The organism is Azonexus sp. MM2026_4, from assembly GCF_055901855.1.
Genome location: NZ_CM148380.1, coordinates 2773999 through 2793587, shown reverse-complemented (window position 1 = coordinate 2793587; position 19589 = coordinate 2773999). Strand labels below are relative to the sequence as shown.

At 64.7% G+C, this 19589-nt stretch carries 22 protein-coding genes and 1 other RNA gene; 2 read left to right on the top strand and 21 right to left on the bottom strand.

The window, feature by feature from the left end:
- Positions 1 to 25: 25 nt before the first annotated feature.
- The 7 genes from AC0KWY_RS13225 to AC0KWY_RS13195 form a co-directional block, all read right to left on the bottom strand.
- Entirely contained in the window at positions 26 to 2137 is a 2112-nt protein-coding gene (locus AC0KWY_RS13225) for a flotillin family protein (protein WP_474025961.1), read from the bottom strand.
- Between the two features lie 40 nt (positions 2138 to 2177).
- Entirely contained in the window at positions 2178 to 2819 is a 642-nt protein-coding gene (locus tag AC0KWY_RS13220; RefSeq protein ID WP_474025960.1) for a hypothetical protein, read from the bottom strand.
- Positions 2816 to 3157 (bottom strand): hypothetical protein, encoded by a 342-nt coding sequence (locus AC0KWY_RS13215; protein ID WP_474025959.1) that lies wholly within the window; start codon positions 3155 to 3157, stop codon positions 2816 to 2818. Before AC0KWY_RS13215 ends, AC0KWY_RS13220 begins: the two co-directional genes overlap by 4 nt.
- Positions 3154 to 3861: a PspA/IM30 family protein gene (locus AC0KWY_RS13210; RefSeq protein ID WP_474025958.1), complete on the bottom strand. Its 708-nt coding sequence runs from the start codon at positions 3859 to 3861 to the stop codon at positions 3154 to 3156. Before AC0KWY_RS13210 ends, AC0KWY_RS13215 begins: the two co-directional genes overlap by 4 nt.
- Before the next feature lie 11 nt (positions 3862 to 3872).
- A complete protein-coding gene (locus AC0KWY_RS13205) occupies positions 3873 to 4292 on the bottom strand; it encodes a DUF2170 family protein (RefSeq protein ID WP_474025957.1) in 420 nt (139 codons plus the stop codon).
- A gap of 196 nt (positions 4293 to 4488) precedes the next feature.
- A complete protein-coding gene (locus tag AC0KWY_RS13200) occupies positions 4489 to 6156 on the bottom strand; it encodes a cation acetate symporter (RefSeq protein ID WP_474025956.1) in 1668 nt (555 codons plus the stop codon).
- Positions 6156 to 6476, bottom strand: coding sequence for a DUF485 domain-containing protein (locus AC0KWY_RS13195; RefSeq protein WP_474025955.1), 321 nt, complete (start codon positions 6474 to 6476; stop codon positions 6156 to 6158). The genes AC0KWY_RS13200 and AC0KWY_RS13195 overlap by 1 nt, the downstream gene beginning before the upstream one ends.
- A gap of 115 nt (positions 6477 to 6591) precedes the next feature.
- Here AC0KWY_RS13195 and AC0KWY_RS13190 point away from each other — a divergent pair, with 115 nt between their 5' ends.
- Positions 6592 to 7368 carry an enoyl-CoA hydratase/isomerase family protein gene (locus tag AC0KWY_RS13190; RefSeq protein WP_474025954.1) on the top strand — a complete coding sequence of 259 codons (777 nt, stop codon included), beginning with the start codon at positions 6592 to 6594 and terminating at the stop codon, positions 7366 to 7368.
- Positions 7369 to 7378: 10 nt separating this feature from the next.
- Here the strand turns inward: AC0KWY_RS13190 and AC0KWY_RS13185 are convergent, their stop codons facing one another.
- Genes AC0KWY_RS13185 through dctP form a run of 11 tightly spaced genes read right to left on the bottom strand, consistent with a single transcriptional unit; the run spans position 7379 to position 17199 of the window.
- Positions 7379 to 8185 (bottom strand): sulfite exporter TauE/SafE family protein, encoded by an 807-nt coding sequence (locus AC0KWY_RS13185; RefSeq protein ID WP_474025953.1) that lies wholly within the window; start codon positions 8183 to 8185, stop codon positions 7379 to 7381.
- 10 nt (positions 8186 to 8195) lie between these two features.
- Positions 8196 to 9110, bottom strand: a complete 915-nt coding sequence (gene mdcH / locus AC0KWY_RS13180; protein ID WP_474025951.1) for a malonate decarboxylase subunit epsilon — start codon at positions 9108 to 9110, stop codon at positions 8196 to 8198.
- A gap of 1 nt (position 9111) precedes the next feature.
- Complete coding sequence (gene mdcB, locus AC0KWY_RS13175; protein ID WP_474025950.1) at positions 9112 to 9990, bottom strand: triphosphoribosyl-dephospho-CoA synthase MdcB; 879 nt, start codon at positions 9988 to 9990, stop codon at positions 9112 to 9114.
- On the bottom strand, positions 9983 to 10651 hold the full coding sequence (gene mdcG, locus AC0KWY_RS13170; RefSeq protein ID WP_474025949.1) for a malonate decarboxylase holo-[acyl-carrier-protein] synthase: 669 nt from the start codon (positions 10649 to 10651) through the stop codon (positions 9983 to 9985). The genes mdcB and mdcG overlap by 8 nt, the downstream gene beginning before the upstream one ends.
- A 4-nt stretch (positions 10652 to 10655) precedes the next feature.
- Entirely contained in the window at positions 10656 to 11378 is a 723-nt protein-coding gene (gene mdcE / locus AC0KWY_RS13165) for a biotin-independent malonate decarboxylase subunit gamma (protein ID WP_474025948.1), read from the bottom strand.
- Positions 11375 to 12277, bottom strand: a complete 903-nt coding sequence (locus AC0KWY_RS13160; RefSeq protein ID WP_474025947.1) for a biotin-independent malonate decarboxylase subunit beta — start codon at positions 12275 to 12277, stop codon at positions 11375 to 11377. The genes mdcE and AC0KWY_RS13160 overlap by 4 nt, the downstream gene beginning before the upstream one ends.
- Positions 12274 to 12588, bottom strand: coding sequence for a malonate decarboxylase acyl carrier protein (gene mdcC, locus AC0KWY_RS13155; protein WP_474025946.1), 315 nt, complete (start codon positions 12586 to 12588; stop codon positions 12274 to 12276). The genes AC0KWY_RS13160 and mdcC overlap by 4 nt, the downstream gene beginning before the upstream one ends.
- Positions 12589 to 12593: 5 nt before the next feature.
- Positions 12594 to 14258 (bottom strand): malonate decarboxylase subunit alpha, encoded by a 1665-nt coding sequence (gene mdcA / locus AC0KWY_RS13150; protein WP_474025945.1) that lies wholly within the window; start codon positions 14256 to 14258, stop codon positions 12594 to 12596.
- 13 nt (positions 14259 to 14271) lie between these two features.
- Entirely contained in the window at positions 14272 to 15624 is a 1353-nt protein-coding gene (locus AC0KWY_RS13145; protein WP_474025944.1) for a TRAP transporter large permease, read from the bottom strand.
- A gap of 1 nt (position 15625) precedes the next feature.
- The gene (locus tag AC0KWY_RS13140; protein WP_474025943.1) at positions 15626 to 16177 is read right to left on the bottom strand and encodes a TRAP transporter small permease; all 552 of its coding nucleotides are present in this window, start codon (positions 16175 to 16177) and stop codon (positions 15626 to 15628) included.
- Entirely contained in the window at positions 16174 to 17199 is a 1026-nt protein-coding gene (gene dctP, locus AC0KWY_RS13135; RefSeq protein WP_474025942.1) for a TRAP transporter substrate-binding protein DctP, read from the bottom strand. The genes AC0KWY_RS13140 and dctP overlap by 4 nt, the downstream gene beginning before the upstream one ends.
- Before the next feature lie 193 nt (positions 17200 to 17392).
- Between dctP and AC0KWY_RS13130 the strand changes: the two genes are divergently transcribed.
- Complete coding sequence (locus AC0KWY_RS13130; protein ID WP_474025941.1) at positions 17393 to 18079, top strand: GntR family transcriptional regulator; 687 nt, start codon at positions 17393 to 17395, stop codon at positions 18077 to 18079.
- Between the two features lie 6 nt (positions 18080 to 18085).
- Here AC0KWY_RS13130 and AC0KWY_RS13125 read toward each other — a convergent pair whose 3' ends face one another.
- The 3 genes from AC0KWY_RS13125 to ssrS all read right to left on the bottom strand — a co-directional run bounded on the left by AC0KWY_RS13125 (position 18086) and on the right by ssrS (position 19582).
- Entirely contained in the window at positions 18086 to 18886 is an 801-nt protein-coding gene (locus AC0KWY_RS13125) for a sulfite exporter TauE/SafE family protein (protein ID WP_474025940.1), read from the bottom strand.
- On the bottom strand, positions 18883 to 19335 hold the full coding sequence (locus AC0KWY_RS13120) for an EVE domain-containing protein (protein ID WP_474025939.1): 453 nt from the start codon (positions 19333 to 19335) through the stop codon (positions 18883 to 18885). The genes AC0KWY_RS13125 and AC0KWY_RS13120 overlap by 4 nt, the downstream gene beginning before the upstream one ends.
- Before the next feature lie 67 nt (positions 19336 to 19402).
- Positions 19403 to 19582: non-coding RNA, 6S RNA (ssrS, locus tag AC0KWY_RS13115), on the bottom strand.
- Between the last annotated feature and the right edge of the window lie 7 nt (positions 19583 to 19589).

Here is a 19589-nt window from a genome sequence, read left to right as displayed (position 1 = left end):
CGTATCCGGAGAATCGCGCCGGTCGTCAGTCGGCGCGCTTGCCGATGCCGGCGAGCAGGGTGCGCAAGGCTGCCTGCTGTTCGGCGCTGCCGTCGCGCATGACCTTGGTCAGCAAGGCGGCGACCGAGAGATTCTGCAGTTCGCCGGCCGAACCGCCGAGGGCGCCGACGATGTCGCGGACGTCGCCGACCAGGTCGCGGTCGCCGCTCAGGTGATCCTTGAGCGCCACCTGCAGCGTGCTGCTCTTGCCGATCGTCGCGTCGATGCCCTTGCCGATCGACAGGGCGTTGACGAAGCGGTCGAAGTAATCGCCCTCGCCGCCGACGATGTCGATCTTCGCGTTGGCCAGCGCGGTGCCGAGCACTTCCGCCTGCTGGCGGGCGATCGAGGTCTGCGCGTCGATTGCCTTGAGGGTGGCGATCTGCGCGTTGTCGAGACGCATGCGGAATTCTTCGTGTTCGCGCGTCGCCGGGTTCATCGCCTGCATCGCCTCGAACTTCTCGCGCAGGCCCTTGGCTTCGGCCTGGAAGCGGGCTTCGACGACTTCCGCCTCGGCCTGGCCGGTCTTGGCGATGACCTCGGCGTCGGCGGCACGCACCGTGACCTCGGCCAGGCCCAGCTTTTCCTTGCCTTGGGCTTCGGCTTCGAGCTTGGCGCGCAGCGCCTCGGCCTCGGCCAAGCCGAACTTGCTGACCGCGTCGGCGTCGGCCATCTTTACCTTGGCGGCGACCATGCCCTGCTTTTCCTCGGCGTCGGCGGTGACCATCATCACCTTGGCCTGGGCCAGGCCGGTGGCGGCGGCCAGCGCTTCGACACCTTCGGCTTCGCGCTTCTTGGCTTCGGCTTCCTTCTCGGCGACCTTGAGGTGGGCTTCGGCCAGGGTCTGTTCCTCGGCCGCCTTGTGCCGCGCCTTGCGTTCCTGCGCTTCGGCCGCCTTGACTTCGAGGACCAGTTTTTCTTCCGCCTGACCCTCGGCCAGGATGACGACCGATTTCTTGGTGCGGTCGGCTTCGGCGACGACGCGGACTTCCTTGATTGCCTCTTCCTGCTCGGCAACCGTGCGCTCGACGATGACCCGTTCGCGGATGACGTCGGCGATTGCCTTCTTCTGTACTTCGACGGCGCGGTCCTTGTCGATGCGCTGCAGCGTGACTTCCTTCTCGCGGTCGACGATTTCCAGTTCGCGGGCGCGGGTGACCTTTTCTTCCTCGACGGCGACCGCTCGCTTGCGGTTGTTTTCTGCCACTTCCTTCTCGCGCTGGGCGTTTTCCTGCTGCACGGCGATCGCCTGTTCGGCGAGCAGACGAGCGAGTTCGGCCTTGGTGTGTTCCTCGGCCTGGATCTTGGCCGTTTCCGCCTGTTCGCGGGCGCGCACCGAGGCGACCTCGCGCTGCTGGCGCGACTGGGCATCGGCCTGCTGGCGCTCCAGTTCGAGCAGCGCTTCCTGGGTCTCGACGTCCTTCTTCTTGATCTGCATTTCCTCGTTGCGGCGCAGCTCGTTGGTTCGCACGTGCTCGACGGCGGTCAGTTCGGTGATCTTCTTGATCCCCTGGGCGTCGAGGATGTTGTTGGTATCCAGCTTCTGCAGCGGCGTTTGTTCCAGGTAGTCGATGGCGGCATCTTCGAGCACGTAACCGGAAAGATCGTCGCCGATCTGGCGCACGATCTCGTCGCGGAAACGGTCGCGCGCCTGGTAAAGCTCGATGAAGTCCATCGCCTTGCCGACCGTCTTCAGCGCTTCGGAGAACTTCGCCGAGAACAGGTCTTCGAGGATTTCCGGGCTGGAGGCACGCTCGCAACCGATCCCCTGGGCCACCTTGAGGACGTCTTCGGCGGTCTTGTTCACGCGGACGAAGAACTTGACCTTGATGTCGGCGCGGATGTTGTCCCGGCAGATCAGGCCTTCGCTGCCCGAACGGTCGATCTCGATGGTCTTCAGCGAGATTTCCATCAGTTCGGCCTTGTGGATGATCGGATAGACCATGCGGCCGGTGAAGGTGACTTCAGGTTCGGCGCGCAGCGTGTTGACGATCATCGCGTAGCCCTGTTCGACCTTGTGATAGAACTTGGCGAACAGCGCGATCATGCCGAGGCTGAGCAATACCAGCACCGCGACGGCGATTATTACCGGCTCCATGGATTTCCCCTTGCTTGTGTTTGAGTGAATTGAAAAAGGATCAGTCGATGCGTTCGTCGGCAGCGATCAGATAGCGGGCGCCGGCTGCGTCGTAATCGAGGATGCGGGCAGCCGAACCCTTGCTCAGGGTATTCGGCGTTTCCGCCCAGACCCGGATGTTGACCGGGGTGCCGCGGGTGGCGACTTCGGCGCGCCCGAATTTCTCGTCCACTGTCGCCGTCAGTACCTTGCATTCCTGACCGACCAGCGCCGCGTTGGAGATCGCGGTGTGGGTGACGAACAGGCCGCGCAGCGGGCGGATCAGGCGGGCGGTGACGGGAATCGCCAGGGCCAGCGCGACGGCCATGACGGCCAGTCCGGCAATGCCGCGCAGCAGGCTGGTCGGCACCAGCGGCAGCAGCCACATCGCCGCCAGGCAGGTGACGGTCCACGAGACCAGCACGAGCAGGCTGAGGACGACCGAGAACGGTACGCCGTTCAGCCCCATGGCGACCAGGTAACTGGCCAGATCGCCGATTTCGTCGACGTCGGCATCGGTATGCAGTTCGGCCTCGATGACCGGGCCCGAGTCGATATCGACGATGCCGATCAGCGAGAGTAGCCAATACACCAGGACGACGCCGAGCAGGACCGTGTAGATCACGCTGGGGAAGGAAGTTGCTGCGTCGAGGAAACCGATCATGCTGTCTGTCTTTCTGCCCGCGAGTTTGCGAAGTCGATCAATACGCGCGTCACCCGCTCCTTGATCGCCAGCCGGTCGTCCGCCGCTAGCCCATAGCGTTCGCCCAGCAGCGCGTAGTCGGCGGCGGTCAGCGAGACGGTCAGGCGCGGGCGTTTCGGCCGGCTGGCGGTGGGCAGGCCGAGCAGGTGACGAATCTGGTCGGAGGTCGAGCGGTTCTCCTCGAAGGCGGTGCGGCGCACCGTCTCGAGTACCTTTTCCTCGACGTCGAAGGCCACCTGGACGGCCTTGATCGCTGCGTCCGAACTTTGCCAGCGCGCCGGTTTGCGGGCGACGCTCATGCGTTTCCGGTCGGCTTCGCTTGGCGGGCGCGGATGCGCTCCATGACCTTGCGCTGGCGGTCGGCATCCTGGCCGATGCCGGCCTCGGCGAGCTTGGTCGCCAGCGCCTTTTCGCCCAGTTCGCGGTCGAGCTGGTCGGCCGCCTGCATGCGGTCGGCCAGGTGTTCGTGACGCTGCTTGATGCGCTCCAGCGATTCGCGGGCGCTGGCCAGGCGCGAGCCGCTGCTGCCGATGTTGTCGGAAATCGACTGGGTCGCCTTGTAGACGCTTTCGGTGGTCTTGGCGATGGCGATTTCGCGCTCGTGTTCGCGGATTTTCGCTTCCGAGGCTTTGATCAGTTCCTTCAGCTTGCTCACCTGGCTGGCGAACGAGGCCTGCGCCTTGCGCTGTTCCTCGAGTTCCAGTTCGATCGCCGCCACCTTGCCGGCGACTTCTTCGGCCAGCGTTTCCTGGGATTTCTCCAGGGCTTCCAGCGCCAGACCTTCGTAGCGCGCCATCTCGCCTTCCAGGCGGGTGACCGCCCGGGCGCTCTGCATTTCCCTGGCCATCACGTCAGCCAGACTGCTGCGCGCTTCGAGGATGCTCTGCTTGGCGTCGATGATTTCCTGCTCGTAGATGCGCGTGGCGTTGGCGTCGACGACATTTTCAGCCAGTTCGCGGGCGCTGCCGCGCAGCAGGGTCACCACTTTCTTGATCACGGACATGTTCGTCTCCTTCAGTGCAGAAATTCGGACAGGGCGTCCAGCGCGTCGAGTGCGTTGTCGCTCAGGGCGGCGATGTCCTGCGCGATGTCCTCGCCGCGCGCGTCGCGCGCCAGGGCGCCGGACAGCACGTAGCGCTCGCCGATGCGGCCGAACGAGGAAAGCGGTACCGACGGGTTGAGGTCGAGCAGCGTTTCGAGCAGTTCGGTGCGGCGTTCCGGCATGACTTCGCTGTCGCTCCACAGGTAGCACAGGCACAGGATTTGCGAATCCGAACAGGTGATGAAGATTGGCAGTTCTTCGCGCGTCTCGATGCTGACCTGGACCACCGGCACCGGTCCGGCAATCGGATGCAGCTGCACGGCGAGGCCGCCCATCAGGCCGCCGACCAGCGTATCCAGTCCCTCCAGCTTTTCCTTCAGTGTGTTTTCCATGTTGTCCTCGTTATGGGTCGTGTGGCATCCAGACTAGGGGTGCTGACATAAAATGTCAAGACATTTTATGTCGAGAAACGTATCCCGCTATGATATGACATTTGCCCGGAATTCATGACAAGGGTGTGATGCGAAGACAATAAAAAAACCCCGACCGGCGAACCGGTCGGGGTTTCGGGTGAAAGCCGCAGCGGGTTTAGTGCTTGGCTGCGCCAGCAGCGCCGTAGCCGGTCTGGGCACGGACGTACTGGTCGTCGAAGGCTTCGATTTCGCTCTTGGCGCGGACGCTCGAGTCGCTCTTCGAGAAGATGAAGGCGAGCAGGAAGGCGACCGGCATCGCGAACAGCGCCGGCTGGGTGTAGGGGAAGAGCGGGGCGGCATTGCCCAGCACGTTGACCCACACCGACTTCGAGAAGAGCACGAACAGCACCGCCGAGATCAGGCCGCCGTAACCGCCCCACAGCGCGCCGCGGGTGGTCAGGCCCTTCCAGTACATGGAGAGGATCAGCACCGGGAAGTTGGCAGCGGCAGCAACACCGAAGGCGAGGCCGACCATGAAGGCGATGTTCTGCTTTTCGAAGGCGATGCCGAGGATGATGGCGACGAAGCCGAGGGCGATGGTGGCCATCTTGGAGACGCGGATTTCCGCAGCTTCGGAAGCCGTACCCTTCTTGATCACACGGGCATAGATATCGTGCGAGATCGCCGAAGCGCCGGCCAGTGCCAGGCCGGAAACGACCGCCAGGATGGTGGCGAAGGCAACCGCAGCGAGGAAGCCGAGCAGCATGTCGCCGCCGACCGCCTTGGCCAGGTGCATGGCGACCATGTTGCCGCCGCCGATCAGCTTCTTGCCGATTTCGCCGCCTTCGAAGAACTCGGGGTTCTGGCCGACGATGATGACGCCGGCGAGGCCCATCAGGAAGATGACGTTGAAGAAGTAGGCGACGAAGCCGGAAGCGTAGAGCACCGACTTGCGGGCTTCCTTGGCGTCGGTGACGGTGAAGAAGCGCATCAGGATGTGCGGCAGGCCGGCGGTACCGAACATCAGGCCGAGGCCGAGCGAGATTGCGGTGATCGGGTCGGCGAGCAGGCTACCCGGGTGCATCAGCTTTTCACCCAGGGTGTGCACCGACATCGCTTGGTCGACCAGGGTGCTGAACGAGAAACCGAATTGGCTCATCGCCAGCACCATGACCAGCGTGCCACCGGCCAGCAGCATGCAGGCCTTGATGATCTGCACCCAGGTAGTGGCGACCATGCCGCCGAAGGTGACATAGACCATCATCAGGATGCCGACCGCGAAAATCGCGACGTTGTACTCGAGGCCGAAGAGCAGCTTGATCAGTTGGCCGGCGCCGACCATCTGGGCGATCAGGTAGAAGCAGACGACGACCAGCGACGAAATCGCGGCCATGGTCCGCACCTTGCCCTGGTCGAGGCGGTAGGCGGTGATGTCGGAGAAGGTGAATTTACCCAGGTTGCGCAGGCGTTCGGCCATCAGGAAGAGGATGATCGGCCAGCCGGCGAAGAAGCACAGCATGTAGATGTAGCCGTCGTAACCCTTGCTGTAGACCATGGCGGTCAGACCGAGCAGGGTCGCTGCCGACATGTAGTCACCGGCGATCGCCAGGCCGTTCTGGAAGCCGGTGATGCCGCCGCCGGCCGTGTAGAAGTCGGACGTCGACTTGGTGCGGCTGGCTGCCCAGTAGGTGATGCCCATCGTCATCGCGACGAACAGGCAGAACATCACGATGGCGTGCCAGTTGGTCGCCTGTTTCTCGGTCGGACCGAGGGCATCGCCGGCGGCAACGGCGAGGGTGCACAGGCCGAGCAGGCCGAGTGCGGGAATGATCTTGCGCAGCATTATTTGTTCTCCTTCCAGGCGTCACGCACCACTTCCTGGGAAAGGGCGTCGAATTCGGTATTGGCGCGGCGGACATAGACCGCGGTCAGCACCCAGAAGAAAATGAACATGAAAAGTTCGGCGACGACGCCAACGGTCCACCGCGAACCTTCGGCAATCGGTTGGCCCAGCGACGCGGGCGCGAAGGCCACGATCATCACGAAACCGTAGAACATGGTCAACACAATCGCGGCCAGGGTCCAGGCAAAACGTCCCCTCTTTGCGACCAGCTCCTGGAATTTGGGATTTACCCGCATCCTTTCGTACATCACGCTGCTCATATCTGTTCTCCTTATTAATAATTACCGCAGGACGGCGACAGCATTGTATCTTATACAAGACCTCATAACCTTACAGTGTATGTAAGTTTACGCATGCGTAATTTTGGAACGAAGAATGAGCAGCATCGACCTGAAAATTGACGGCGAAATCGCCACCCTGACCCTGAACAACCCGGACAAGCTGAACGCCATCGATCTGGCGATGTGGCGCGCGTTGAGCCGCCACATGGCAAGCCTTGCCGCCGATTCCAGCGTCCGTTGCATCGTCCTGCGCGGTGCCGGCGAAGCCGCCTTCGCCGCCGGCGGCGATCTCGAGGAATTCGTCAGCGCCCGGACGACACTGGATCAGGCGCTGCTGTACCACGGCGAAGTCGCCGCAGCGCTCAACGCCATCGCCGATTCGCCGCACCCGACGGTGGCGTTGATCCAGGGCGCCTGCATCGGTGGCGGGCTGGAAATCGCCGGCGCCTGCGACCTGCGCATCGCCGGCGAGAGCGCCAAGTTCGGCGCGCCGATCAACAAGCTCGGCTTCTCGATGTATCCCGGCGAAATGGAAGGCCTGCTGCGTCTCGCCGGTGCCGCCGTGGTCAAGGAAATCCTGCTCGAAGGACGCATCCTCGGCGCCCGCGAGGCGTATGAAAAGGGGCTGCTGACGCGCGTCGTGCCGGACGTTCAGGTCGGCGACGAAGCCTATGCCACGGCCCGCCGCATCTGTCAGGGGGCGCCGCTGGTTGCCGGCTGGCACAAGCAGTGGATACGCCGCCTGCAGGACAGCCGGCCGCTGACCGACGCGGAAAAGGCCGCCTCCTTCGCTTTTCTCGAGACCGAGGATTACCGCGAGGGGCTGGCCGCCTTCCTGGAAAAGCGCAAGCCGCAGTTCAAGGCGCGCTGAAGCGCCGGACTCAGGGGGCGAAAAGGTTCCACAGCATCTTCGCCGAAAGCAGCAGCAACAGCCCGGCGAAGATGCCGCGCAGCAGGCGCACCGGTAGCTGGTGCGTGAGGCGCGCGCCGAGCGGCGCGACCAGCATGCTGGCGACGAGGATGACCGCCAGCGCCGGCAGATAGACGAACCCGAGACTGCCCGGCGGCAGCGCGGCATATCCCCAGCCGTGCCAGACATAGCCGCAGGTACCGCCGATGGCGATCGGCAGGCCGACCGCGGCCGAGCTTCCGATCGCCTGCTGGGGGCGAACGCCGCACCAGATCAGGAAAGGTACCGTCAGGGCGCCGCCGCCGATCGCCACCAGACTCGAGAAAGCGCCGATCACGCCGCCGGCCAGGCTCAGACCGAGCGCGCCGGGCAGGCTGCGGCCGGCTGGCGGACGTCGTTGAGCAATCATCTGGCCGGCGACGAAGAGCATGAAGACAACGAAGATCAAGGCCAGGACCCGCGACGAGACGAAAGCCGCGAGATAGGCGCCGCACAAGGTACCAAGCAGGATGCCCGGGGTCAGCCGATGCACCACTGGCCAGAGCACGGCCCGGTGGGCGTGGTGGGCGCGCAGACTGGAAGCCGCGGTGAACAGGATGGTCGCCATCGAGGTGCCGAGCGCCAGATGCAGCACTTCGTTTTCCGGGAAGCCTTGCCCGGCGAACAGCAAGGCCAGCATCGGCACCACCACGACGCCGCCGCCGACGCCGAGCAGGCCGGCGAAGAAACCGGCGACCGCGCCGGTCGCCAGGTAGGCGGCAAGCAGCGCCAGCGACATCAGGCCTGCGTCAGCCGGCGCATGAGGCCAGCCAGCCGACGATGCCATCGATGCTGCGGAAATCGTCGCAGGCACGCACCGGAATCTCCGGCGCCAGTTCGCCGAACAGGCGTGCCAGGGCGTTGCCCGGGCCGATTTCGAGGACCGCATCCGGCTGCATCTCGCGGATCGCCTGCAGGCAGGCCGCCCAATCGAGCGGCTCGGCCAGTTGACGGGCCAGCGCAGCAAGGGCCGGCGCGGCGCGGCGCGCCGACGTCGCGTCGATGGCGCTGAATACCGGGAAACGCAGACGGGCGTCGGCCAGCGTCGCTAGCTGCTGCCCGAAGGCCTGTGCCGCCGGCGCCAGCCGCGCCGTATGCGAAGGCGTCCGCACCGCCAGTGCCACCAGGCGCGTCGCGCCGGCCGCCGCCAACTCGCTGGCGAGCGCGGCCTGGGCGGCCTGCGGACCGGCCAGGACCAGATGACGCGGCGCGTTGCGGATGGCGATGGCGAACCCGGCCGCGGTCGCAAGCCGGGCGACCCGCGCTTGATCCAGGCCGAGCACGGCGAGCATGCCGTACTCGCCGGGGGCCGCCCGATCCATCAAGGCCGCCCGCAGCGCGCACAAGGCAACCCCCTGAATCGGCGAAAAAGCGCCGGCGACGCAACAGGCGGCCATTTCGCCGAGCGAATAACCGGCGACACAGATCGGTTGCGGCAGGCGATCGCGCAACTCGCCCCACAACGCCATCTGCTGGGCGAAAATCAAGGGCTGGGCGACCGTGTTGTCGGCCAGCCGGTCGGGCGGTGGCGGATTTTGCGAAGAGAGTTCGGGCACAACCGCCGACAACGCGGAAAGCAAAACGGCATCGCCGGTTTCGACGAGCTGCCGCCAGTGTGCCGGCGTCTGCCCGCCCTGACCGCTGAACAGAAGCGCCAGCCGCATCTCAGGCGAGCCCGTCGAGTTCGGCCAGGAACAGCGTCACCCCGAGCAGGTCGGCGCTGCCGCCGGGGCTCAGGCGGCGGGCGATGAAGGCGGCATCGATCGCCTTCGCCCGGTCGCGCCAATCGCTGGCCAGGACGCCGCCGGCGGCGAGAAAGTCAGCCGCCAGTTGGCGCCCGAAAACGAGCCCGTCCGGACCGCCGCGCCATAGGAGATTGCTGTCCTCGACTTCGGCGATCAGTGCAAAGAGGGCTTGTTCAGCCGCCAGTTCGGGATCGCCGGTGGCGGCCAGGATGCCGCGGTAGGCCGGCAAACCGATCGCCAGCGCCGCCGGGAAACCGGCCGCCGCTTCCTGACGGGCGCCGCCGCTACCGTAACGCCTGGCGACGACCAGCCCATGGCTGTCCGCCGGCGCTTGCGCAAGATCGGCCAGAATTTCCTCGCTCCAGCGCTCGGCCACGCAGCGGCAGGCGCTGGCCGCGTCGAGCGCGCGACCGCCGGCGAGCAGGTAGCCGCTGGCGGCACACAACAAGCCGAGATTGAAAATGGCGCCGCGGTGCGTGTTGATGCCGCCGGTCGCCGCCAGCATGCGCCGCTCGGCGGCGATCCCCAGCGTTTGCAGCGAAGCCAGTGCGGGATCGTGGCGGCCGCAATCGGCGATTGCCGGAAAATAGTCGCGCAGCGCCTGCAGACTGCGCACGAAACTGGTGAAATCCATATCGGCATGGCTGCCCGGGCTGCTCGGGCAGACCAGCCCGGGTTTCAGCGCCAGGGCCACCTCGCGGTAGAGGCTGCGGATCGCCAGGCGGCCGACGTGCCCGAGCGCCGGGGTCAGGCCCTGAAACCCGGGTGCGATCGATGCGCGCGCGGCAATTTCAAGCATCACAATGCTCCGGCGCCAAGGTCGCGATCAGGCGCGCCAGCGGCAGCAGGGCGACGTCGCGCTGGCCTTTTGCCAATACCGGCGTCTCCGGGGTCTGCCGATGGGCAAGGATTTCCCGCCAGGCAACGGCATTGCCGTCGGGAAAACGGATTTCGCCGTCGAGACGACAAGGCAAACGGGCCGCCGTCCGCTCCAGTTCGCCAAGCATGGCAATCAACTGCCCCTCGCTGGCGACATCGCAGATCAGGTCGATATCCGACGCCTGGTGGCGATAGGACTCGCCGCTGATCGCTTCCCAGGCCAGCGAGCCGTAGACGCCAAGCGCGATTGCGCCGGCCCGCGCCCGTTCGGCCAGCGTGCGGAGTTCCAGGGCGTGCGCGGCGGGCAGGCGATGCAGGCACTGCTCCAGTTTCAAGGGCGGCCGGCAGCGCGCCACCGCCGCTGCCGCGACGCGGATGGCCAGGCGTTGCCGCCCCTGCTCCGTCGGCAGCGTCAGACCGAGCAGCAGCATTTCGTCATCGGCTGGCTGGCGCGCCGCCACCAATGGCCGGCCAGCGGCGAGCCAGCGCTGCGCAGCCTGCGCCAGCGGGCTGCCGGGCGCCGCGCAAGGCGATTGCCAGGCTGCCTCCGGCTGCAGATAAACCAGGTCGTGGCGCAACATGCGGTCAGCCGGCGAACACCGCATGTTGCACCTGTCCGCTCACGCCGGCCGCCAGTTGCCGCCCGCCACGCGCCGTGGCGAGGGTTTGGCGTTGGTCGCCGCCATCCCGGGTCTGAGCGACTTCGCGCAAGGCATCGAGCAGTAGCGTCGCCGTCGGTGCCGGCCAGATCGCCGCGATCGCGCCCATCTTCTGGTAGTTTTCCGCGCCCGGGGCGAAGGTCGGTGAACTCGCCGCCAGTTCGACCAGCCGTTCGTGGGCGATCTTGGTCACCCGCGCCATTGCCCGCAAGTCCATCACCCGGACCTGGGCATCGGCCAGCGCATAGGCCCGGTCGGCCATCAGGCCGAAGGACAGGAAGCCGCCGCTGACCGCATTGGCGGTCACCAGGGCGAGCGAGGGATGACCCTGACGACGGGCGAAATCGACACAACTGGCGAGATGCGCCAGCGAACCGTTCAGGCAGAGCAGTTCCTGGCTGCGCGACAGCGCCTGGCCGCTGGTGTTGACCAGGAAGACCAGCGGCCGGCCGGGGTGTTGTTCGACCGTGTCGAGGACAGCGCCGGCCAGCGCCAGCGCCATCGCATGATCGATTGCCGCCGCGTCGGTGGTGCCGAGCACGGCGACCGGTCCCAGAGCGGTCTGCGCTTCGCCGGTGATCACCTGGTTGGCCACGGTCACCGCGTGACCGGCCGGAAACAGCGCATCGAGAATGACGTTGAGCTTCATGTCGGCAATCCTTCCTTCAAGGCGACCAGGTCGTCGCAGTCGAGCAGCGGTACGCGTTCCGGCTCGGCGACACCGAGCGCCGCCCAGACTTCGAGGCCGTCGCGGCAACCGGCGTAGGTGGCCAGTCGGCCTTGCAGACGCACCTGTTCGGCGCGCAGGCTGGCCAGCGTATTCGGCCTTTCCTGCCAGCCGTCGAGGAGCGCGCTGGCGCCGTCGCGGAAAGCGGCGATATCGTCGTCGACCAGCGCCGCGCAATCGTCCATCAGGTAGCGGTGCTTGCCGCCGGTGACGCGCCAGACCAGGGCGCGATCCTTGGCGTCGAACTCCTCGACGCCGGCCACCGTTTCGATGACCTCGGGACCGGACAGCGCCAGCCGCCCTTCTTCGGACATGATCACCGCCGAACACAGTTTGGCGACGATGCCCATGCCGCCAAAGGCGCCGCAACTGCCGCCGACCAGGGCAATGACCGGCACGCCGGCAGCACGCGCATCGAGCACGGCGCGCATGATTTCCGAGATGGCGATCAACCCGGCATTGGCCTCGTGCAGGCGAACGCCGCCGGAATCGATGAGAAACAGCAAGGCTGCCGGCTTTTCGGCGACGGCGCGCCGCAGCAGGCCGACGATCTTGGCGCCGTGGATTTCGCCGACGGCGCCGCCCATGAACTGCCCCTCCTGGGCAGCAACCAGGACCTGCCGGCCGACCAGTCGGCCTGCGCCAACGACGACGCCGTCGTCGAAAGCGCCGGGCAGGTCGAGCTGGGCCAGGTGCGGACTCGGTTGCGCGACGGCCGGCGGCAGGATTTCGCAGAAGCTGCCGGAATCGAGCAGACCGGCCAGGCGCTGGCGGGCGGTGGCCTCGAAGCAGCTATGACGGGCGGCGAGTGACAGGCTCATTGCGCAGCTCCACGATAGTCGGCCAGCGCCTGCGCCAGGCGCAGACTGACGACCGCCGGGGTCGCCCCCATGTCGTTGATGGCGATACTCGTCCCACCGACCGCCTGGCTGGCGGCGAAAGTCGCCAGCACAGCGCGCCAGGTTTCGCCGAAACCGCGCGCCGAAGTATTGACGCTGACTGCGCAAAGCTGCGGGTCGACGCCGGCACGGACCAGGATTTCGAGGTTGCCGGAGCCGACCACGCCGCACAGCGCGGGCGGCGCGGTGGCGACCAGCGCTTGCGAGGGGAACTTGAATTCGAGTTTTTCCATGGCGTTCACCAATTGCGGAAACGGGAAGGCGGCGCGTAGAGACCGCCGGACCAGCGCACCAGGTCCTTGACCGAGCGCGCCGCGAGCAGGTCGCGGCTGGCCTGCCGGGGGTTGATGCCGAGGTCTTCGGGACGGCGGACGATGCCGCGGTCGCGCAGGTTCTCCACCATCGCCTTGTCGCGCGCCATGCCCACCGGGGTGAAGCCGGCGACGCCGCGGATCGCCTGCTCGCGCTCTTCCGGCGTCCGGCAGAGCAGCAGGTTGGCGATCCCTTCCTCGGTGACGATGTGACTGACGTCGTCGCCGTGGATCATGATCGGCGGCAGCTCGGCGCCCATGCTGCGCTGCAGTTGCCAGGCGTCGAGCTCCTCGACGAAGACCGGTGCCATGTGTTCGCGGAAGGTCTCGACCATCTGCACGACCAGCTTGCGCCCGCGCGTCGCCTGCGGCCCGTAGGCCTCGCGGCCGGCCTTGAGCCAGGCCGGACTGGCGTGACGGCGGCCGTGCGGGTCGGAACCCATGTTCGGGGCGCCGCCGAAGCCGGTGATCCGGCCCAGCGTCGCCGTCGAACTGTTGCCGGCGAGATCGAGCTGCAGGGTCGAGCCGATGAACATGTCGCAAGCGTACAGCCCGGCCGTCTGGCAGAAGGCGCGATTGGAACGCATGCTGCCGTCGGCGCCGGTGAAGAAGACGTCGGAGCGGGCGGCGATGTAGGCGTCCATGCCGACTTCGGAACCGAAGCAATGCACCGATTCGACGAAGCCGGATTCGATCGCCGGGATCAGCGTCGGATGCGGATTCAGCGCCCAGTGGGTGCAGATCTTGCCTTTCAGGCCAAGCTCGGCGGCGTAGGTCGGCAACAACAGCTCGATCGCCGCCGTGTCGAAACCGATGCCGTGGTTCAGGCGGGTGACGCCGTATTCGGCGTAGATGCCCTTGATCGCCATCATCGCCATCAGCACCTGGACCTCGGTAATCTGCGCCGGGTCGCGGGTGAACAGCGGCTCGATGTAGTTCGGTTTCGGGGCGAGAACGGTGAAATCGACCCAGTCGGCCGGTACATCGACGCGCGGCAACTGGTCGAGGCGTTCGTTGACCTGGGCGATGACGATGCCGCCCTTGAACGCGGTCGCTTCGACGATGGCCGGCGTATCTTCGGTGTTCGGCCCGAGGTAGAGATTGCCCTGGGCGTCCGCCGCCTGCGCCGCGATCAGCGCGATGTTCGGCGTCAGGTCGAGGAAGTAGCGGCCGAACAGTTCGAGATAGGTGTGGATGGCGCCGATCTCGATGCGCTGTTCCTGCACCAGCTTGGCCAGGCGGGCGCCCTGCGGGCCGCTGAAGGAAAAGTCGAGGCGGTTTGCCAGGCCGCGCTCGAAAAGGTCCACATGGCTCGGTAGCGCCAGGACAGACTGGACCATCTGGAGTTGATTGATGCGCGCCGGATCGCAGTCGGCCAGCGACTCGGCGAGGAAGTCGGCCTGCTTCTGGTTGTTGCCTTCCAGGCAGACGCGGTCGCCCGGCTGGATGATGGCTTCGAGCAGGTCGATGATGCGGTCGGCCGGGATTTCCTTGCCGTTTTTGCCAACCAAGCCGAGGCTGGCCGCCCGTTCGAGGCGCTTGCCGCGGCTCTGGCGCAGGCTGTCCCATTCGCGATGAAGAGGTGCGTTCATGATCGTCGCCTGCTCAGCTCGCCACGCCCATGACCACGTCCGGCAACCAGGTTGCGATACCGGGGAACAGGCAGAGCAGGATTACGGCAAGGAACATCAGGCCGACGAAGGGCAGCACGCCCCAGACGATGTCCTTGAGCGGAATGTCCGGTGCGACGTTCTTGATGACGAAGATGTTGAGGCCGACCGGCGGATGGATCAGGCCCATTTCCATGACCACGGTCATCACGATGCCGAACCAGATCAGGTCGAAACCGGCATCTTTCAGCGGCGGCAGGATGATCGGCGCAGTCATCAGGATGATCGAGACCGGCGGCAGGAAGAAGCCGAGAATGATCACGAAGATCAGGATCGCCGAGAGCAGCAGCCACTTCGACAAGTGCATGGCGACGATCCATTCGGCCGCCGACTGGCTGATGTGCAGATAGCTCATCACGTAGGAGTAGAGCAGCGACATGCCGATGATGAACATCAACATCGTCGATTCCTTGAGCGTGCTGTTGAGGATCGGCTTCAACTGGTGCGGCCGCCAGACGCCGTAGATGCCGGCAATCAGCGCAAGAGCCAGAATCCCGCCAAGGCCGGCGGTTTCCGACGGTGTTGCGTAGCCACCATAAAGCGCAGCCATGACGCCGATCAACAGCAGCACGAAGGGAATGACGCGCGGCAGCATGCGGGTCTTGTCGGCCCGGGTCATTTTCATTTCGTCGAGGTAAGCCGATTTGGCGCCGCCGGAATGCCAGACGTCGAGTGCCGAGTTGTATTCGACCTTGAAGCGGAACACGGCGTAGCCAGCGAAAAGACCGACCAGCAACAGTCCCGGGAAGATGCCGGCAAGGAACAGACGGCCCAGCGACTGCTCGGCGGCGACCGCGAAAAGGATCATCGTGATCGACGGCGGCAACAGGATGCCGAGCGTCCCGCCCGCCGCGATGATGCCGGCGGCGAAGCCCGGCGAATAACCGCGCGAGCGCATTTCCGGAATGCCGGCACCGCCGATCGCGGAGCAGGTTGCCGGGCTGGAGCCGGCCATCGCGGCGAACAGCGCGCAGGCAAAAACGTTGGCAATGCCCAGACCACCGGGAATCTTGTGCATCCAGGCATGAATCGCCAGATAGAGATCGGCACCCGCCCGCGAGCGGCCGATGGCGGCCCCCTTCAGGATGAACAAGGGAATGGACAGCAGCGTGATGTTGGCCATTTCCTCGAACACGTTCTGGGTAATCGTGTCAGTGGCCGCGGCCGGCATGAACACCAGCATGAACAGCACGGCAATGGTGCCGAGGGCAAAGGCAATCGGGATGCCGGAGAACATCACGATCAGGGTGCCCAGCCCGTAGAGAATGCCAATAGTGGATTCGGCCATGTTATTTCTCCTTGCGAACGAGGCCGGCGACCAGTTGCAGCAGGATCTGCAACGACAACAGAGTCATACCGAGGGTCATGAAGCCGTAGGGAATCCACAGCGGTGGCGCCCACGAGGACGAGGTCGTCTGACCGTCAACCCAGGCTTCGTGCAGCAGCAACATCGATTTCCAGGTGAAGAAGCTGCAGAACAGGAAGGACACCAGATCGCAGAAGATCAGCCGCAGCTTGTTGATGAAGGGCGGCAGCAGGCCGCCCAATGCCTCGATGCCGATGTGGCCGCGCTGCGACTGGACGTAGGCGGCGCACATGAAGGTGGCACCGACGAGCAGGAAAACCGACATCTCGTCCTGCCAGTCGGTCGGGATCTTCAGGAAATAGCGCAGGAAGACGCTGCTGCACAGGATCAGCGAAGCGGCGAGCAGCGCGATGGACGACAGGAACATGATCGCCGTGTTCAAACCCTGCATCAGGCGATTGATTCCCCCCAGAATCCCCTCCTCGGGGATTTCGGGCGCCTTGACGGCGCCCTCCAGTTCGAAGCCGTGGCTCACAGCGTTGCCTCGGCCAGCTTGAGGATGCGGGCGCAGCTTTCATTCTTGCCGGCGAAGTCCTTCCATGCCGTATCGCGGGCAATCGCCTGCCAGCGCTTGACGGTCGCGTCGCTCATGTCATAGGCCTTGCCGCCAGCCTTCTGATAGACCGCCGCCACTGCCTGGTCGTCAGCCTTGGCGCCTTCCAGCGCGAAAGCCTCCATCTCGGCACCGACTGCCATGATCACATCCTGCTGCGCCTTCGGCAGCCTCTCGAAAACAGCACGCGAGATCAGCAGCGGCTCGAACATGAACCAATAGGTCTTGCCACGTCCGGTGGTCAGCGCCTTGCCGACTTCTTCCAGGCGGAAGGAGATCAGGCTGGTCGACGAAGTCATTGCCGCATCGAGCGCGCCGGTCTGCATCGCGGCGTAGATTTCGTTCGAAGGCAGGGTCAGCACGGTGGAACCGGCCGCCTTCAACACCATGTCCATTTCGCGACTGCCGCCGCGTACTTTCAGGCCCTTGGCGTCTTCCGGCTCGATGATCGGCTTGGCGCGGCTGGCAACACCACCTGCCTGCCAGATCCAGCTGACGATCAAAACCCCCTTGTCGGCCAGGATATTGGCCAGCGCCTTGCCAATCTCGGCCTTCTTCCAGCTTACCGCTTGCTCGTAGGAAGTGACGATGCCCGGCATCAGGCCGATATTGGTTTCCGGCACTTCGCCGCCGGCGTAGGACAGCGGAACCAGTGTCATGTCGAGCGCCCCCTTGCGCACCGAACTGAACTGGGCGTTGGTCTTCATCAGCGATGAACCCGGGTAGACCGTGCCTTTCAAGGCACCATTGGTCCGCTTGGCAATCTCGGCACTGAAACGACGGCAGAGGCGGTCGCGGAAGTCACCTTCGGTCGCCGTGCCGCCGGGAAACTGGTGCGAAATCTTGAGTTCACCGGCTGTTTGCGCCCACAGCAGATTGGGAGCGAAAGCCAAAGCTGGCGTAGCAGCCAGGCCTTTAAGGATATTGCGCCGTGTTTCGTTCATGATGTCTCCTCCTGATGAATGAACAAATAACGAAGACGGTGAAACCTCACTGGCTGGCTCCTCCTCGCCTCAGGAAGGCCGCTCTATTGTTTTGTGTTCAAAAATCACCGTCGTGTATACAAGATATCAGAGATTGAATACTGGTCAACTAATTTCGTATAATTCAATCACTGCCAATCGTTGGAGACCAAGCGTGAACAGTCCTGTTGAAATTCCAGCTACCGCACGACAGTCGGAGCGGCTTGGCGAGTTGATCGAAGAGCGCATCGTTACTGGTGTTTACCCGCCTGGTACGCGACTTGACGAGCAAGAACTCGCCGATACCTTCGGCGTCTCACGAACCCCAGTACGCGAAGCGCTGATTCAGCTTTCTTCGGCTGGCTTGATCGAGATTCGTCCTCGGCGCGGCGCCACCGTGCCGGAAGTGGGGGCCGATCGGGTCTGCGAGATGTTCGAGGTGATGGCCGAACTGGAGGCCATGTGCGGGCGCCTGGCCGCCCGGCGGATCACTGCGGGCGAGCAGCTTGCCCTGCAGGAGGCGCATCGTGCCTGCGAAGCGGCGCGCGATGCCGGCATGCCGGATGTCTATTACCAGTTGAATGAGGTATTCCACCAGCGCATCTACGAAGCCAGTCACAACGGCTTTCTGGTGGAGCAGGCGACTGCCCTGCACCGCCGCCTGCGTCCCTACCGGCGGCTGCAACTGCGCGTCAGGAATCGCATGGCGACATCGTTCAACGAGCATCAGGCCATCGTCGATGCCATAGTCAAGGGGGACAGCGACCTCGCCTCGGCACAATTGCGAGCCCACGTGACGGTCCAGGGCGAACGCTTTGCCGACCTTGTCGCTACCTTGCGCGACTTCAAGGCCGGCACTTGATCCGTTTCAGCCGATCAGGCTATGCAGCATCTTGGTGGCGAGCAAGGCGAGAAAACCGCCGAAAGCCCGTTTCAGTTGCTTGACCGGCAATTTGTGCGCCAGTCTGGCACCGACCGGTGCCATCAGGATGCTCATGACGACGATGCCGATGAAGGCGGGCAGATAGATGTAGCCCACCGTGTAATCGGGCAAACCGCTATCGCTCAGACCGGCAACGAGATAGCCGAGCGCCCCGGCGACGGCAATCGGGAAACCCAGCGCTGACGAGGTACCGACGGCGTTGTGGATCGCCACGTTGCAGAACAGCATGAAGGGCACCGAGAGGAAACCGCCGCCGGCGGCAACCAGACTGGAGATGACGCCGATAACGCCCCCGGCGATGAAGCGCCCCCAGCCATTGGGCATCTGGCGATGGGCGTGCGGCTTGAAATCAAGCATCATCTGGATGGACGCGTAATAGACGATAACGACGAAAATCGCCGTCATCGGTCCGGTTGGTACCTGGCCGGCAACCAATGAGCCGCCGAAGGTGCCGAGTACCAAGCCGGGTGCCATCGTCCGAACGATGTCCCAGCGCACGGCGCCGTGCGCATGATGGGCGCGCATGCTCGAAATCGACGTGAACATAATGGTCGCCATCGAGGTGCCAAGCGCCAGATGCATCACGTGCGCGGGCGGGAAATCCTGGGCGACGAACAGCATGTACATGAAAGGCACCAGCGTCAGTCCTCCGCCAACGCCGAACAGGCCGGCGACAAAGCCGCCAAAAATTCCCAGCAGAGGATAAGTGAGCCACCAAAGCGTCATGTATCGGTTTCCAGCAAGCGGTTAATGAAGATCCATTCGGCCGTCGTCACCGGCGTGATCGACAGCCGGTTGCCGCGCGCCAGCACGCGCATGCCGGCCAGTTCCGGATGGCGGCGCAGCTCGCCGAGGCCGAGCAGCCGGGAGCGGCTGACGAAACGCACGTCGCGCAGCCACCAGCGCGGCTGTTCGTGTGTCGATTTCGGGTCGTGATACTTGTCGGTGGCGGAAAACTGGGTCGGGTCCGGATAGCTGTCCGAGCAGATTTCGCAAATGCCGGCGATGCCCGGTTCGGCACAGCCGGAATGGTAGAAGAAGGCGAGGTCGCCGGGCTGCATGGCGTCGCGCATGAAGTTGCGCGCCTGGTAGTTGCGCACGCCGGTCCACGGAAAGGCGCGTTGCGGCGCGGCCGCCAGATCGTCGATCGAAACCTCGTCCGGTTCCGATTTCATCAGCCAGTACTGCATCTTCCGGTCACAAAATGAAAACAGGTGGCAGACCAGCTGCCACCTGTCAAAAAAAGCCCCCGCGAGTGCCGTCAGGCCGGCATCCTGAACCTGGGTTCAGAGTGGCTGCTTCCCTTCCGCATCAGGCACGTTCGACGAAGAGCGCGCACAACAGCGGGTTTCTGGTCCGCAACCGATGCCAATCAGCATTGGTTCAAGGAATATATGGCCTTAACAAACACCGCAGGGGACACTCGGCG

Bases quoted from the DNA above. Each gene is read 5' to 3' on its own strand.
- AC0KWY_RS13225 (WP_474025961.1), bottom strand. From the start codon at position 2,137: ATGGAGCCGGTAATAATCGCCGTCGCGGTGCTGGTATTGCTCAGCCTC.
- AC0KWY_RS13220 (WP_474025960.1), bottom strand. From the start codon at position 2,819: ATGATCGGTTTCCTCGACGCAGCAACTTCCTTCCCCAGCGTGATCTAC.
- AC0KWY_RS13215 (WP_474025959.1), bottom strand. From the start codon at position 3,157: ATGAGCGTCGCCCGCAAACCGGCGCGCTGGCAAAGTTCGGACGCAGCG.
- AC0KWY_RS13210 (WP_474025958.1), bottom strand. From the start codon at position 3,861: ATGTCCGTGATCAAGAAAGTGGTGACCCTGCTGCGCGGCAGCGCCCGC.
- AC0KWY_RS13205 (WP_474025957.1), bottom strand. From the start codon at position 4,292: ATGGAAAACACACTGAAGGAAAAGCTGGAGGGACTGGATACGCTGGTC.
- AC0KWY_RS13200 (WP_474025956.1), bottom strand. From the start codon at position 6,156: ATGCTGCGCAAGATCATTCCCGCACTCGGCCTGCTCGGCCTGTGCACC.
- AC0KWY_RS13195 (WP_474025955.1), bottom strand. From the start codon at position 6,476: ATGAGCAGCGTGATGTACGAAAGGATGCGGGTAAATCCCAAATTCCAG.
- AC0KWY_RS13190 (WP_474025954.1), top strand. From the start codon at position 6,592: ATGAGCAGCATCGACCTGAAAATTGACGGCGAAATCGCCACCCTGACC.
- AC0KWY_RS13185 (WP_474025953.1), bottom strand. From the start codon at position 8,185: ATGTCGCTGGCGCTGCTTGCCGCCTACCTGGCGACCGGCGCGGTCGCC.
- mdcH (WP_474025951.1), bottom strand. From the start codon at position 9,110: ATGCGGCTGGCGCTTCTGTTCAGCGGTCAGGGCGGGCAGACGCCGGCA.
- mdcB (WP_474025950.1), bottom strand. From the start codon at position 9,990: ATGCTTGAAATTGCCGCGCGCGCATCGATCGCACCCGGGTTTCAGGGC.
- mdcG (WP_474025949.1), bottom strand. From the start codon at position 10,651: ATGTTGCGCCACGACCTGGTTTATCTGCAGCCGGAGGCAGCCTGGCAA.
- mdcE (WP_474025948.1), bottom strand. From the start codon at position 11,378: ATGAAGCTCAACGTCATTCTCGATGCGCTGTTTCCGGCCGGTCACGCG.
- AC0KWY_RS13160 (WP_474025947.1), bottom strand. From the start codon at position 12,277: ATGAGCCTGTCACTCGCCGCCCGTCATAGCTGCTTCGAGGCCACCGCC.
- mdcC (WP_474025946.1), bottom strand. From the start codon at position 12,588: ATGGAAAAACTCGAATTCAAGTTCCCCTCGCAAGCGCTGGTCGCCACC.
- mdcA (WP_474025945.1), bottom strand. From the start codon at position 14,258: ATGAACGCACCTCTTCATCGCGAATGGGACAGCCTGCGCCAGAGCCGC.
- AC0KWY_RS13145 (WP_474025944.1), bottom strand. From the start codon at position 15,624: ATGGCCGAATCCACTATTGGCATTCTCTACGGGCTGGGCACCCTGATC.
- dctP (WP_474025942.1), bottom strand. From the start codon at position 17,199: ATGAACGAAACACGGCGCAATATCCTTAAAGGCCTGGCTGCTACGCCA.
- AC0KWY_RS13125 (WP_474025940.1), bottom strand. From the start codon at position 18,886: ATGACGCTTTGGTGGCTCACTTATCCTCTGCTGGGAATTTTTGGCGGC.
- AC0KWY_RS13120 (WP_474025939.1), bottom strand. From the start codon at position 19,335: ATGAAATCGGAACCGGACGAGGTTTCGATCGACGATCTGGCGGCCGCG.